The organism is [Clostridium] fimetarium (genome assembly GCF_900111235.1).
In the GTDB taxonomy this organism is placed as follows: Bacteria; Bacillota; Clostridia; order Lachnospirales; family Lachnospiraceae; genus Clostridium_N; species Clostridium_N fimetarium.
The window spans coordinates 1-14033 of record NZ_FOJI01000009.1 but is presented as its reverse complement, the minus strand read 5'-3'; the positions used below and the strand labels follow the sequence as shown (position 1 = coordinate 14033).

General features: G+C 30.3%; 12 protein-coding genes and 1 tRNA gene. 9 read left to right on the top strand and 4 right to left on the bottom strand.

The features are described from left to right. Positions 1-13: 13 nt before the first annotated feature. From yidD to rpmH, 3 genes are all read right to left on the bottom strand, one after another. On the bottom strand, positions 14-226 hold the full coding sequence (yidD, locus tag BMY18_RS11865) for a membrane protein insertion efficiency factor YidD (protein WP_092454287.1): 213 nt from the start codon (positions 224-226) through the stop codon (positions 14-16). 1 nt (position 227) lies between these two features. Further along, entirely contained in the window at positions 228-581 is a 354-nt protein-coding gene (gene rnpA / locus BMY18_RS11860; RefSeq protein ID WP_092454285.1) for a ribonuclease P protein component, read from the bottom strand. A gap of 137 nt (positions 582-718) precedes the next feature. Continuing rightward, positions 719-853, bottom strand: a complete 135-nt coding sequence (rpmH, locus tag BMY18_RS11855; protein ID WP_092454283.1) for a 50S ribosomal protein L34 — start codon at positions 851-853, stop codon at positions 719-721. Between the two features lie 518 nt (positions 854-1371). Here rpmH and dnaA point away from each other — a divergent pair. The 8 genes from dnaA (at position 1372) to BMY18_RS11815 (ending at position 12194) form a co-directional block, all read left to right on the top strand. Then, on the top strand, positions 1372-2727 hold the full coding sequence (gene dnaA / locus BMY18_RS11850; protein ID WP_092454281.1) for a chromosomal replication initiator protein DnaA: 1356 nt from the start codon (positions 1372-1374) through the stop codon (positions 2725-2727). 297 nt (positions 2728-3024) lie between these two features. Continuing rightward, positions 3025-4128: a DNA polymerase III subunit beta gene (gene dnaN / locus BMY18_RS11845; protein ID WP_092454280.1), complete on the top strand. Its 1104-nt coding sequence runs from the start codon at positions 3025-3027 to the stop codon at positions 4126-4128. Positions 4129-4181: 53 nt separating this feature from the next. Continuing rightward, the gene (locus BMY18_RS11840; protein WP_092454278.1) at positions 4182-4391 is read left to right on the top strand and encodes an RNA-binding S4 domain-containing protein; all 210 of its coding nucleotides are present in this window, start codon (positions 4182-4184) and stop codon (positions 4389-4391) included. A gap of 52 nt (positions 4392-4443) precedes the next feature. Next, complete coding sequence (gene recF / locus BMY18_RS11835) at positions 4444-5529, top strand: DNA replication/repair protein RecF (RefSeq protein WP_092454276.1); 1086 nt, start codon at positions 4444-4446, stop codon at positions 5527-5529. After that, positions 5525-7459 carry a DNA topoisomerase (ATP-hydrolyzing) subunit B gene (gene gyrB, locus BMY18_RS11830; protein ID WP_092454643.1) on the top strand — a complete coding sequence of 645 codons (1935 nt, stop codon included), beginning with the start codon at positions 5525-5527 and terminating at the stop codon, positions 7457-7459. The genes recF and gyrB overlap by 5 nt, the downstream gene beginning before the upstream one ends. A gap of 296 nt (positions 7460-7755) precedes the next feature. Next, positions 7756-10359, top strand: coding sequence for a DNA gyrase subunit A (gene gyrA / locus BMY18_RS11825; protein WP_092454274.1), 2604 nt, complete (start codon positions 7756-7758; stop codon positions 10357-10359). 287 nt (positions 10360-10646) lie between these two features. Next, complete coding sequence (locus tag BMY18_RS11820; protein WP_092454273.1) at positions 10647-11489, top strand: fumarate hydratase; 843 nt, start codon at positions 10647-10649, stop codon at positions 11487-11489. A 153-nt stretch (positions 11490-11642) separates the two neighbouring features. Then, positions 11643-12194: a Fe-S-containing hydro-lyase gene (locus tag BMY18_RS11815; protein WP_092454271.1), complete on the top strand. Its 552-nt coding sequence runs from the start codon at positions 11643-11645 to the stop codon at positions 12192-12194. Between the two features lie 321 nt (positions 12195-12515). On the opposite strand, the gene BMY18_RS20760 is transcribed toward BMY18_RS11815, so the two are convergent. Then, positions 12516-12746, bottom strand: coding sequence for a hypothetical protein (locus BMY18_RS20760; RefSeq protein WP_139197271.1), 231 nt, complete (start codon positions 12744-12746; stop codon positions 12516-12518). Between the two features lie 370 nt (positions 12747-13116). Here BMY18_RS20760 and BMY18_RS11810 point away from each other — a divergent pair. Then, positions 13117-13204: transfer RNA gene (locus tag BMY18_RS11810), tRNA-Ser, on the top strand. Positions 13205-14033 lie beyond the last annotated feature (829 nt).

The window sequence follows — 14033 nt, the reverse complement described above, 5'->3', positions numbered from 1 at the left end:
CATCTAATACCTATCAAGGAACTGGGTCATATCCACCCTTTGAAAATGGATTACACCTTAATATTCTTTTACAAGCCAAAAAGACACCCTTAAAAGCACCATATTTATCAATTGCCTCAATAGCATATTGAGAACATGTCGGAGTATAAATACAGCTGCTTCTTGTAAGTGGCGAAATATATTTTCTATATAATTTTATTAGTTTTATAAATAACTTCTTAATCATATTAAAAATCTTTTCCTATCAAAAGCTTGTGAAGTCTTAAAAGATGCAATACAGCATCCCTAGTTTCAAAATAATTTTTATCTTTTAGACCAACCCTGGCTACAATAACAATATCATAACCTCTTTTAATCCTATCACTATCAAGCCTAATGCTTTCTCTGATAAGCCTAGTTAGTCTGTGTCGGACAATACTATTCCCGACTTTCTTACTCACAGATATTCCAATTCTATTCATATCCGTTCCGTTCTGCAAAATATACATGACTAACAATTTGTTGGCATAAGAACCTTTTTTGTTATATACCATACGAAAGTCAGTATTTTTTTTTAATGTTTCAAAATTTTCAAACTTCATAATTACGTTTCCCATACCAGATTATTGAATTTTAATTTTAAATATCTTTTCTTGTTTCTAAATTATCATCTTTCCTTATAATTAAGCTTATAATGGCTTAATTATGACAAGAGAAAAAAAGGCCACATATATGCGGCCTAAGCTGATAATGATTTTCTTCCTTTTGCTCTTCTTGCAGTAATTACTCTTCTGCCGCCCGGTGTACTCATTCTTGCTCTAAAACCATGAACCTTAGATCTAGATCTTTTTTTAGGTTGAAATGTCATCTTCATATTAAAAGCACCTCCTTTTTTACCAAATATATATGGGATTCATATTTATTCTAGTCATATTTTCAAAACATCATTTCTATTATATTCATAAAACTTATTATAGTCAAGAAAAACATCAATATATTATAAAAATTTAAATAAATATCCCTATTAAAATTTTATTAGAAACCAATTTTGCTGTTTTTAATTTACATAATCTTATCCACAAATTGTTTATAACTTGTGCATAAGTGTTGATAATCTTGCCTTTTGACAATAAAAAACTGAAAAATATGGGTTTTTAGCCTCTTAAATTGTTGAAAACTTATTCACAGACGATTTTATAACTTTTTTGAGGACGTCATAATCTATGTAAAACACTAAATGTTATGTAACCTAAATATTATATGATTTTTTTTGTATATTCTGCCATTAATAACATTAAATATAATAATAGCATTGAAAATTTGTCCAAAATAATATATTATATAGTAATATATGTTTAAATTGAAATAAGCGAGCCAGAAAGGCAGATATAAATGGAAGAATTATTAAAGCAAAAATGGAAGTTAATACTTGAAACAATGAAAGAAGAATATGAGATAGCCGATATTTCATTTAAAACATGGATTTTACCTCTAAAAATATATTCTGTCCTTGATAATATGGTAACCATTCTCGTATCAGAAGAGCATATGGGTATTAATTATATAGAAAAAAAATATCTGGTTCCGCTAAGAGTTACTATTTGTGAAGTAATGGGAGAAGAATTTGAAGTTGAACTTATTTCTGCAAAAGATAAGCAAAACGCGGATAATAAAAATAATAACTCTTCCTATACTAGTAACAATGGAAGCATTCAACAATTTAACCTTAATCCTAACTATACATTTGATACATTTGTTGTAGGTAATAATAATAATTTAGCTCACGCAGCTTCACTTGCTGTAGCGGAAACTCCTGGACAAGTTTACAATCCCCTCTTTATATATGGAGGAGTTGGTCTTGGTAAAACTCATTTGATGCAAGCAATCGCTCATTTCATTATTAATAACAAGCCTGATTTAAAGGTTTTATATGTAACATCTGAAACTTTTACAAATGAATTAATAGAATCTTTGAAAAATCAAAAAAATACAAATTCAGAATTTAGAGAAAAATATAGATCTATTGATGTTTTATTAATTGATGATATTCAGTTTATTATAGGAAAGGAAAGTACGCAGGAAGAGTTTTTCCATACTTTTAATTCTTTATATGGATCAAACAAACAGCTTATTATTTCATCTGATAAACCACCTAAAGAAATGGAAACACTAACAGAAAGACTTCGTACTCGTTTTGAAATGGGACTTACTGCCGATATTCAGATTCCTACTTACGAAACGAAAATGGCAATTCTTAATAAAAAAGCTGAAATTGAAGGATATGAGATACCATATGAAGTAAAAGACTATGTAGCAACCCATATAAAATCAAGTATTCGAGAATTAGAGGGTGCATTAACTAAGTTAGTTGCTTATTCAACACTTTCTCATACCGATATTACTGTTGAATTTGCTGAAGACACTTTAAAAGATCTTATTTCTCCTGATACAAAAAAAGAAGTTACTCCTGAATTAATCATTCAAATTGTAGCCGATCACTTTAACCTTACACCTACAGAAATTATTTCACAAAAAAGGAATGCTGAGATTGTATATCCAAGACAGATTTCTATGTACCTTTGCCGGACAATGACCGCTGTTCCTCTTCAATCAATAGGTAAAATTCTTGGAAAAAGAGATCATACTACAATAATTCATGGTGCAGAGAAAATATCAAAAGAAATATTAAAAAACGAAGTTACAAAAAACATTGTTGATATCTTAATAAAAAAGATTAATCCAACATAATAGTTATCCACAAAACAGTCTTTATATCCTGTTAATACTATGTGCTTATGATGTTGATTATTTTTAACCGTTTTTTACCTTAAAATATTATGTTAACTAAATCACAGTTATCCATAATTCTTTCACACCCTTAAGGTCGGTTCTTAACATAGTTTTTAATGTGGTCAAATTCATATATTTACTGGCCCCATCGTGGTTATTAACATATCCACACCTACTACTACTACTACTACTAAATTTATATATATTATATATGCCATTTTTAACCACACACAACGTGAAAGGAGTTATGAACAAATGAAATTAATATTTACAAAATCGAATCTTTTAAAAGGGGTAGGTATAGTTCTTAAAGCTGTCCCTACAAGAACAACAATGTCTATACTAGAATGTATTCTTATTGATGCTACTGCTAATGAAATTAAGTTTACAGCAAATGATATGGAACTCGGTATAGAAACTAAAATAGAAGGTGATATTGTAGAAAAAGGGAAAATTGCTATAGATGCGAAAATATTTTCTGAGATAGTTAGAAAATTACCTGATAATGATATTACGATAGAAACAGATTCAAATTATAACGCAATTATTACATGTGAAAAATCTATGTTTAATATATCTGGTAAAGCAGGAGATGATTTTTCCTATATTCCAATGATTGAAAAAAGTAAATGTATAACGATACCACAATTTTATCTAAAAGAAGTTATTAATCAAACTATTTTTTCAATAGCTGCGAATGACAATAATAAGATGATGACAGGTGAGTTATTTGAAGTAAGAGATAATGAACTGAAAGTAGTTGCACTTGATGGTCATAGAATAGCTATAAGAACAATAAAATTAGATGGAAAAGCAGACGACATTAAAGTTGTTGTTCCTGGAAAAACACTTAATGAAATAAGTAAAATTTTATCAAATGATGTTGATGCAATAGTAAATATTTATTTTACAAACAATCATATTTTATTTGAATTTGATAATACCATTGTTGTATCTCGCTTAATAGAAGGAGAATACTTTAAAATAAATCAAATGCTATCAAGTGATTATGAGACAAAAATATTTGTAAATAAAAAAGAATTTTTAAATTGTATCGATAGAGCGACCTTATTAATTAAAGAAAATGATAAAAAACCAATTATCATTAATGTGACAGATGGTTCACTAGAATTAAAAGTTAACTCAGCAATTGGATCACTGAATGAAAATATTGATATCTCAAAAGAAGGTAAAGATATTATGATAGGGTTTAATCCAAAATTTCTAATTGATGCATTAAGAGTAATAGAAGATGAGGAAATAAGTATATATCTAGTTAATTCAAAGGCTCCTTGTTTTATAAAAGATAAAGAGGAAAAATATATATATCTTATTCTTCCAGTAAATTTTAATGCTTAGTTAAATAAACAAATTGAATATAATTTAAAAGATGCGCAGAAACGAGGATAAGTATGGAAACTATAAAATTAAGAGAAGAATATATAAAATTAGGGCAAGCTCTAAAAGCTGCTGGGTTAGTTGAATCAGGTGCAGAATCAAAAGATGTAATTTTAGATGGTTATGTGAAAGTTAATGGAAATGTTGAATTTCAGAGAGGTAAAAAGTTAAGAGCAGGAGATATAGTATCTTTTAATGAAAAGCAAATCAAAATTGAAGCTTAAAAGGATATTAAAAGAATAAATAAAGAATAAATAAAGAATAGTTGGTAAATGAATGATAGTTAAATCCATAGAGTTAAAAAATTATAGAAATTATGAGACTCTAAATATGCAATTTGATAATAAAACAAATATCATATATGGAGATAATGCACAAGGAAAAACAAATATATTAGAAGCTTTGTATGTGTGTGCAACAACTCGTTCTCATAGAGGAAGCAAAGATAAAGAGATTATAGCTTTTGAAAGTGAAGAATCACATATAAAAGTAATAGTAAATAAAAATGGAATAAACTATAGAATTGATATGCATCTAAAAAAAAATAAATCAAAAGGAATTGCAGTTAATGGAATTCCAATAAAAAAAGCAGTAGAATTATTTGGAATACTGAATATTGTATTTTTTTCTCCTGAGGACTTAAATATTATTAAGGACGGTCCATCTGAAAGAAGAAGATTTATTGATATGGAACTTTGTCAATTAGATAAGATATATCTTTATAATCTCGTTAATTACAATAAAGTATTGGTTCAAAGAAGTAAACTTTTAAAAGATTTAGGTTTTGATAAAAAAAATATGGAAACACTTGATATATGGGATATTCAATTAGTTAAATACGGAAAAGAATTAATAAAAAGAAGAATTGAATTTGTGAATCAGATTAATTCCATTATTTATCACATACATAATAAATTGAGTGGAAATAAAGAAAATTTATTAATAAAATATATTCCTTCAGTTAGTGAAGAAAATTTTGAAAAAACAATCTTTATTTCAAGAGAAAGAGATATTAAATACAAAGTAACTAGTTTTGGACCTCATAAGGACGATATTAGTTTTTATATAAATAATAATGATGTTAGAAAATATGGTTCACAAGGACAACAACGAACTTGTGCACTTTCACTTAAGTTAGCAGAAATTGAATTGGTAAAAAATATAATTAATGATACGCCAATTTTACTTCTTGATGATGTATTATCTGAACTCGATAGTAGCCGGCAAAACATTTTACTGAATAGCATTGGAGACATTCAAACGATTGTCACATGCACGGGGCTTGATGAGTTCATTAATAATAGATTTAATATTAATAAAATATATAAAGTAATAGAAGGACAAGTATCCTGTGAAAATTAAAGGATTAGGAGGAATTAAAGTGGAAGAATATGGTGCTGAACAAATTCAAATTCTTGAAGGTCTTGAGGCCGTAAGAAAAAGACCTGGTATGTATATTGGTACTACCGCTTCTAGAGGTTTACATCATCTCGTTTATGAAATAGTAGACAATGCAATTGATGAAGCGTTGGCAGGATATTGTAAAACTGTTAGTGTTCAAATAAATGCAGATAATTCAATTACTGTTATTGATGATGGTAGAGGAATTCCTGTAGAAATTAATCATAAAGCTGGTTTATCAGCTGTTGAAGTAGTATTTACAATTTTACATGCAGGTGGTAAGTTTGGCGGTGGGGGATATAAAGTATCAGGTGGTCTTCACGGAGTCGGTGCATCGGTAGTAAATGCACTATCAGAGTGGTTAGAAGTAGAAGTATGTAGAAATGGTCATGTATACAAACAAAGATATGAAAAAGGGAAAGTTATGTATCCTCTTAAAATTGTTGGTGATTGTGATATAGAAAAGACAGGAACGAAAGTAGTATTTATTCCTGACAAAACTATTTTTGAAGAAACTGTTTATGATTTTGATGTTTTAAAACAAAGACTTCGAGAAATGGCATTTCTAACAAAGGGTCTAAAGATAATTTTGAGTGATGATAGAGAAGAAAAGAAAGAAACAATATTTCACTATGAAGGCGGAATTAAAGCATTTGTTGAATATCTTAACAAAAGCAAAACTACGCTTTACAACGAAATTGTATATTGTGAAGGAAGTAAAGATAAAGTTGAAGTTGAAGTCGCACTTCAGCACAATGATTCTTATACAGAAAGTACTTATAGTTTTGTAAATAATATTAATACTCCAGAAGGTGGAACGCATCTTGCTGGTTTTAAAAATGCGTTAACAAAAACATTTAATGATTATGCAAGAACAAATAAGTTATTGAAGGAAAATGATCCTAATTTAACTGGTGATGATATTAGAGAAGGACTTACGGCTATTGTAAGTGTTAAAATTGAAAATCCACAATTCGAAGGTCAGACAAAACAAAAACTTGGTAATAGTGAAGTTAGAGCGGTAGTTGATAATATTGTAAGTGAACAACTAACTTATTTTCTTGAGCAGAATCCAGTTGTTGCAAAAGTTATTTGTGAAAAATCACTTTTAGCACAAAGAGCGAGAGATGCAGCTAGAAAAGCAAGGGATTTAACCAGGAGAAAGACAGCACTTGAAAATACAACACTTCCAGGAAAATTAGCTGATTGTTCAGATAAAAACCCAGAAAATTGTGAAATATATATCGTAGAAGGGGACTCTGCTGGTGGTTCTGCAAAGACTGCACGCAGTAGAGCAACTCAAGCAATTTTGCCTCTTAGAGGAAAAATTCTTAATGTAGAAAAAGCAAGACTTGATAGAATTTTAGGAAACACTGAAATAAGAGCTATGATTACAGCTTTTGGAACTGGAATACATGACGATTTTGATATTGCAAAATTAAGATATCATAAAATCATTATTATGACAGATGCCGATGTAGATGGAGCTCATATTGCTACACTTTTACTTACATTTTTCTATAGATTTATGCCCGAGCTTATAAAACAAGGCTATGTATATCTTGCTCAACCACCACTATACAAAGTAGAAAAGGGTAAGAAAGAATGGTATGCATATAGTGATGAGGAATTAAATAAAATCATTACAGAAATAGGAAGAGATCAAAATAACAAAATACAGCGTTATAAAGGTCTTGGAGAAATGGATGCAATCCAATTATGGGATACAACAATGGATCCACACAAACGAATTTTACTAAAAATAAAGATGAACGAAGAAGCAAGCGCAGACATCGATGTTACATTCACTACCCTAATGGGCGATAAAGTAGAGCCAAGACGTGAATTCATAGAAGCCCATGCAAAATATGTTAAAAATCTAGATGTTTGATATTTAATATTTGATAAATGAGAAAAAGACAATCATTCAATAAATAAATAAAGAAGCTAGAGAATTTAAAGAGTGGATTCAGCGCGGTGTGAAATCATTATATTTGTTGGAATAATTTCAAATTATGTAAAGAATTCATTTTTTATTTCGAAAGAATGCAGGATTGGAATTCCATATACATATGTTTGCAGGCGCATCTTGAGCTTTAGCTCAACTAAGCCTGCAAGCATATGTATATGGAATTCCAATCCGTCCCAATTATAAAAATCAATTCACACAGAAAGGAAACAAATAAAATGGATGAACATATCTTTGATAAAGTTCATGAAGTTGACCTTCAGAAAACAATGGAAAATTCATATATCGATTATGCAATGAGTGTAATTGCTGCTCGTGCGCTTCCAGATGTAAGAGATGGTCTAAAACCTGTTCAACGAAGAATATTATTTTCAATGATAGAATTAAATAATGGTCCAGACAAACCACACAGAAAATGTGCTCGTATTGTCGGCGATACAATGGGTAAGTACCATCCTCATGGTGATTCATCAATTTATGAGGCCATGGTAAAACTTGCACAGGATTTTTCAACAAGATATCCATTAGTTGACGGTCATGGAAATTTTGGATCTGTGGATGGTGATGGTGCAGCTGCCATGCGTTATACAGAAGCTCGTTTAAGTAAAATATCCATGGAAATGCTTGCAGATATTAATAAAAATACTGTGGATTTCATTCCAAACTTTGATGAAACTGAAAAAGAACCAACAGTTCTTCCAGCTAGATATCCGAACCTTTTAGTTAATGGTACATCAGGGATTGCTGTAGGTATGGCAACTAATATTCCACCTCATAACTTGAGAGAAATAATAAGTGCTGTAGTTAAAATTATTGATAATCAAGTATTAGAAAATAGAGTTACAGAAATAGATGAATTATTAGCAATCGTAAAGGGCCCTGATTTTCCTACGGGTGCTACAATTCTTGGTAAAATTGGAATTGAAGAAGCCTACAGAACAGGCCGTGGTAAAATAAGAGTTCGTGCAATAACTGATATTGAACCAATGAACAATAATAAAAATAGAATTATTGTAACGGAACTTCCATATATGGTTAACAAGGCAAGATTAATTGAAAAAATTGCAGAACTTGTTAGGGATAAAAAGATTGATGGAATAACTGATTTACGTGATGAATCAGATAGAACAGGTATGAGAATTTGTATAGAACTTAGAAGAGATGTGAATGCAAATGTTATTTTAAATCAATTATACAAACATACGCAGTTACAAGATACATTTGGTGTAATAATGCTTGCACTTGTTAATAATGAGCCAAAAGTACTTAATTTATTTCAAATGCTAAATTATTATCTGATGCATCAGAAGGAAGTTGTTACAAGAAGGACTCAGTACGATCTAAATAAGGCGCAGGAAAGAGCTCATATATTACAAGGGTTAATGATAGCACTTGATAATATAGAAGAAGTAATAAGAATTATTCGTTCTTCACAAAATGTAACAATTGCCAAAGAAGGTTTGATAGAAAAGTTTTCTTTATCTGAGGTACAGGCACAAGCTATTGTTGATATGAGACTTCGTGCATTAACAGGTTTGGAAAGAGCTAAACTAGAAGCGGAGCACAATGAATTAATGGAAAGAATAGCTGAATTAATAGCAATTCTTGGAGATGAAAAGAAACTTCTAATGCTTATCAGAGAAGAACTTTTGGTTATAGAAGCAAAATTTGGTGATATTAGAAGGACTACAATTGGATTTGATGAATTTGATATTACAATGGAAGATATGATTCCAGATGAAAGCACAGTAATTGCAAGAACGAACTTAGGATACATTAAGAGAATGACACCAGATAATTTCAAGAGCCAGCACAGAGGTGGTAAAGGAATTAAGGGCATGCAGACGATTGATGAAGATTATATAGAAGATCTTTTGATGACAACATCTCATCATTACTTAATGTTCTTTACGAATACAGGTAGAACATATAGACTCAAAGCTTATGAAATACCTGAATCTAGTAGAACCGCAAGAGGAACTGCGATAATCAACTTATTGTTGTTGCAACCAGGTGAAAAGATAAATGCAGTTATTCCAATAAAAGAATATGAAGATGATCATTATTTATTTATGACGACTAAAAAAGGTATTGTTAAAAAAACACCAGTTAGCGCGTATTCTAATATTAGAAAAACCGGAATTCAAGCAATTACACTGAAAGAAAATGATGAGCTTATTGAAGTTAAACTTACTGATAATACAAAAGATATTCTTCTTGTGACTAAGCTAGGTCAATGTATCAGATTCAAAGAAGCAGATGTGCGCCCAACAGGAAGAAGTGCTATGGGTGTTATCGGTATGAATCTGATTGATGAAGATGAAATAATAGGTATGCAGTTAAATACGCAGGGGGATTCTCTTCTTATAGTATCCGAACGCGGTATGGGTAAGAGAACTTTAATAGAAGAATTTACAGTTCAACACCGTGGTGGTAAAGGTGTTAAATGTTATAAGATTAACGAAAAGACTGGAAATGTAATTGGAGTTAAAGCGGTTGATGATACAAGAGAAATTATGATTATAACGACTGAAGGAATAATCATAAGGCTTAAAGTGGAAGATATATCACAACTTGGAAGAATTACATCAGGCGTAAAGTTAATTAATCTTGCAAAGGGAATCAAGGTAGCAACAATTTCTAAAATCAGAAGTAATCCTAACGACGAAAATGATAACGAAGTTGAAGGCTTTGAAGAAGAAGATGATGATATCGATATTTCGGATGGAATAAAGATAACAGATGAACTTGAGACCACAGATAAAGTAGACGGCGTTGAGAGTAACAATGAAGTAACCCCAATTGATAGTAATGATGAGTGAAATTAATTGAGATTAAAGAAGCATTAGATGAAATGGATAGTAAAGTTGAGTCAGATGAACGCTAGATAACTGACGAAATAATGAGAAGATGAATCATATACTACTTAGTTTAATAACTAAAGTGGTATATGATTCATTTTTTTTTAGGAGTCCCTTCTAATTTTCTTATAGGAAAGTAATCATTCATTGAATAAATTTCTATCCTATGGTACTATGAAATACGAAAAAGTTATTTGATTTTTATTATGTAAATTAAATTTTAAAATATATAAGAAAGAGGTATCGTTGTGAGAAATATACAAGTAGATATTATTACTGAAAATATTAAGGAAATGTGTATAGAAGCAAATTATTATCTATCAGAGGATATGAAAAAAGTATTTAACCAAGCGGTTGAAGATGAAAAATCAATGCTTGGAAAGCAAATTCTTAATCAATTAAAAGAAAATCTTGATATAGCTTCTAATGATATGATACCAATTTGTCAGGATACAGGCATGGCAGTGATTTTTATAAAAATAGGACAGGATATTCATTTTGAAGGCGGTAATATTACAAATGCTATAAATGAAGGTGTAAGACGAGGATATTTTGATGGTTATTTAAGAAAGTCTGTTGTAAAAGATCCAATATTTAGAGAAAATACGAAGGATAATACACCAGCGGTAATTCATTATGAAATTATTGACGGTGATAAGATTGATATTACAGTTGCACCAAAAGGATTTGGAAGTGAGAATATGAGTCGTGTGTTTATGTTAAAACCTGCGGATGGAATTGAAGGAGTTAAAGAAGCAGTTCTGACAGCAGTAAAAGATGCTGGCCCTAATGCTTGTCCTCCAATGGTAGTTGGTGTAGGTATAGGCGGTACCTTTGAAAAATGTGCGATTCTTGCAAAAAAAGCGCTAACAAGAAATCTTGAAGAATTATCATCAATTCCATATGTGCGTGACCTTGAAGTTGAGTTATTAGAAAAAATCAATAAGCTTGGAATCGGACCAGGAGGATTAGGTGGTACAAAAACAGCACTTGCGGTAAATATAGAAACATATCCAACGCATATTGCTGGTCTTCCAGTAGGAGTTAATATATGTTGCCACGTTAATAGGCATGTACGTAGAGTGATATAAAGTAAAGTGATATAGAGTGATACAAAGTGATATAGAAACCAGAAATGGTTTTGAGAATCAAACATTTTATATAGAAGAAAATATATCATTATCCACAATATTTGATGAATTATATTAGATTTGTGGATAACCGTGATAGAAACGAGGAAAAAAATGGACAAGTATGTAAAAGCACCAATTAGTAATGAGGATGCGAAGGCTTTGAGAGCTGGAGATTATGTATATATTTCAGGAATCATTTATTCAGCAAGGGATGCTGCTCATAAGAGAATGTATGAGGCATTACAAAATAGTGAGAACCTACCGATAGAGATGAAAAATAATATTATATATTATATGGGACCATCACCAGCTAGAGAAGGTAGGCCTATCGGTTCGGCAGGTCCAACAACCTCAAGTCGTATGGATAAATATGCACCGTCACTTCTTGACTTAGGGCTTAAAGGAATGATTGGAAAAGGAAAAAGAAGTGAAGCAGTCAAAGAAGCGATTATTAGAAATGGAGCTGTATATTTTGCAGCGGTAGGGGGAGCTGGCGCATTGCTTTCACAAAGAATTACCAAATCAACCGTAATTGCATACGATGATTTAGGAACAGAAGCGATTAGAGAACTAGAAGTTGAGAACTTTCCAGTAATCGTAGTAATCGATAGCGAAGGAAATAATCTATATGAAACAGCAATTAAGGAATATTTCATAGAGTGAATGGATATAATAGGTACTATAGATACAATTACGAAAGAGTAGGTCACATGTTTAATATTAAACATGTGCCTACTTTTTTATTGAAAAAAGAAAATAATTAAGAGAAAATATAGTATTACAAAACAGAAAATTTAAAAACAGAGCATTATAAGGAAACGAAACAGAAAAATTTTATAATCAATCGATTAAATAATAGAAGACAGCATGAAAGAAAATGTAAGTAGTAAAATGAATAAAAAGAGATTAATAATAATTTTTACAACAATGATATTATTAATAGTATCATCAATATGGACGGTAGTGTTTGTAGGCGCATAAGAATCAAATATAATAGAAGGACCATATGTATTTGTTAAGCAGACAAACAGCGTTAGTGGTCCAGCAAGGACCATTAAAGTGTATATTTAGATGAAAATAAACTGTTCCAATTCCAGTATCAGCTCCAGCTCCAGATGTATATGCAGATGAAGCTAAAACATCACCAAAAACAAGTGATTCATCAGATATAATATTTGTAGTATCATTGTTAGGTGAAGCATGTATTGCCTTCATAACAGCTAAGAAGAAAAAGTATCATTTATACAAATAATTAGAAGATCTATAAATAATATTAAATCAATGAATATAAGGAATATAAGGAATAGACATTCTAGATCAAAATACCTATTCCTTATATTTATTTTATACTAGAAGGTTAATTAAACGAATTTTCTAATAGATTATCACATATTCTATATAATATAAAATCAAGTCAATTAACGTAATTGGCACAATTATTCCATAGTTATTAGTATAAAGGTAAGTATGTATAATAAAAATCAAATAATTGATAAAATGTAATTGACTTTCACTTATATGTTTGATATAATCAGCTTTGCGTGTGACAAGAGTTCATACGAAAAATTCATATTATTTGGAATTCGGAGAAATACTCAAGAGGCCGAAGAGGCGCCCCTGCTAAGGGTGTAGGTCGTTTGCGCGGCGCGAGGGTTCGAATCCCTCTTTCTCCGCTCATGAATTAAGAGATAATATAGTTTCAAAAATTAGAGTTTATAGGTGTTAGTTGCCTATAAACTTTTTTTTGTTCAACAGCTGATTCTATACTTTTGCAAATGCTTATATGATATTGCTATTGATAAGAATATTCTATGTTAATAGAAAGCGATAGCGGTTAGTTGTGATAGCATTTTAATAAGGCAAGGGTTAGAATTAAGTGGTAGAAATTATAGAATTTAAATATTGTGCTGGATATTAAAATCTAATGCAAATTGAAAGTAATTCAAAGAAGTACAAAGTAATTGAAAGAAATATAAAAAAGTACTTGCGATTTATTGGAAAATCTGATATTATCTTCAAGTACCCACTGATATGTGCTTGATTGCAACTTAGCAGAAGGTAATTAAAATTATATATGACATTGATTATTATTATATAGAGATAGTATGGTATAGGCCACAACATTTCTTATTGAATAGAAATGTAATGGTTCAAATCCTTCCTTCTCCTTTAAAGTTTAACAGGCGAAAAGCTTGTTATTTTTTTGTAATAAGCCTTGACAGAAGCAACGTGGAATGTTATCATAAACTTCCCCGAAGAACCAATTCGAAATTGATTATAAGTGATTAATTACAACAAACTAATTACAAAATATTAATTAAAAAGTTGTTGACAAATGCTGATGGGTGTTATATACTTAAGAAGTTGTCGCATAAAGCGATAGCGAATAAACAACAAGGCGAAAGCCAATTGAACATTGATAACTAAATAGTAAAACAACCTTGAAAATTCTATAAAAGAATTTCAAAATAAACGAACGGTAATGCAAATCAATAGATTTGT

What these genes read in the sequence shown, in the direction of transcription:
- yidD (WP_092454287.1), bottom strand. Translation starts at nt 226, where the DNA reads ATGATTAAGAAGTTATTTATAAAACTAATAAAATTATATAGAAAATAT.
- rnpA (WP_092454285.1), bottom strand. Translation starts at nt 581, where the DNA reads ATGAAGTTTGAAAATTTTGAAACATTAAAAAAAAATACTGACTTTCGT.
- rpmH (WP_092454283.1), bottom strand. Translation starts at nt 853, where the DNA reads ATGAAGATGACATTTCAACCTAAAAAAAGATCTAGATCTAAGGTTCAT.
- dnaA (WP_092454281.1), top strand. Translation starts at nt 1,372, where the DNA reads ATGGAAGAATTATTAAAGCAAAAATGGAAGTTAATACTTGAAACAATG.
- dnaN (WP_092454280.1), top strand. Translation starts at nt 3,025, where the DNA reads ATGAAATTAATATTTACAAAATCGAATCTTTTAAAAGGGGTAGGTATA.
- BMY18_RS11840 (WP_092454278.1), top strand. Translation starts at nt 4,182, where the DNA reads ATGGAAACTATAAAATTAAGAGAAGAATATATAAAATTAGGGCAAGCT.
- recF (WP_092454276.1), top strand. Translation starts at nt 4,444, where the DNA reads ATGATAGTTAAATCCATAGAGTTAAAAAATTATAGAAATTATGAGACT.
- gyrA (WP_092454274.1), top strand. Translation starts at nt 7,756, where the DNA reads ATGGATGAACATATCTTTGATAAAGTTCATGAAGTTGACCTTCAGAAA.
- BMY18_RS11815 (WP_092454271.1), top strand. Translation starts at nt 11,643, where the DNA reads ATGGACAAGTATGTAAAAGCACCAATTAGTAATGAGGATGCGAAGGCT.
- BMY18_RS20760 (WP_139197271.1), bottom strand. Translation starts at nt 12,746, where the DNA reads ATGAAGGCAATACATGCTTCACCTAACAATGATACTACAAATATTATA.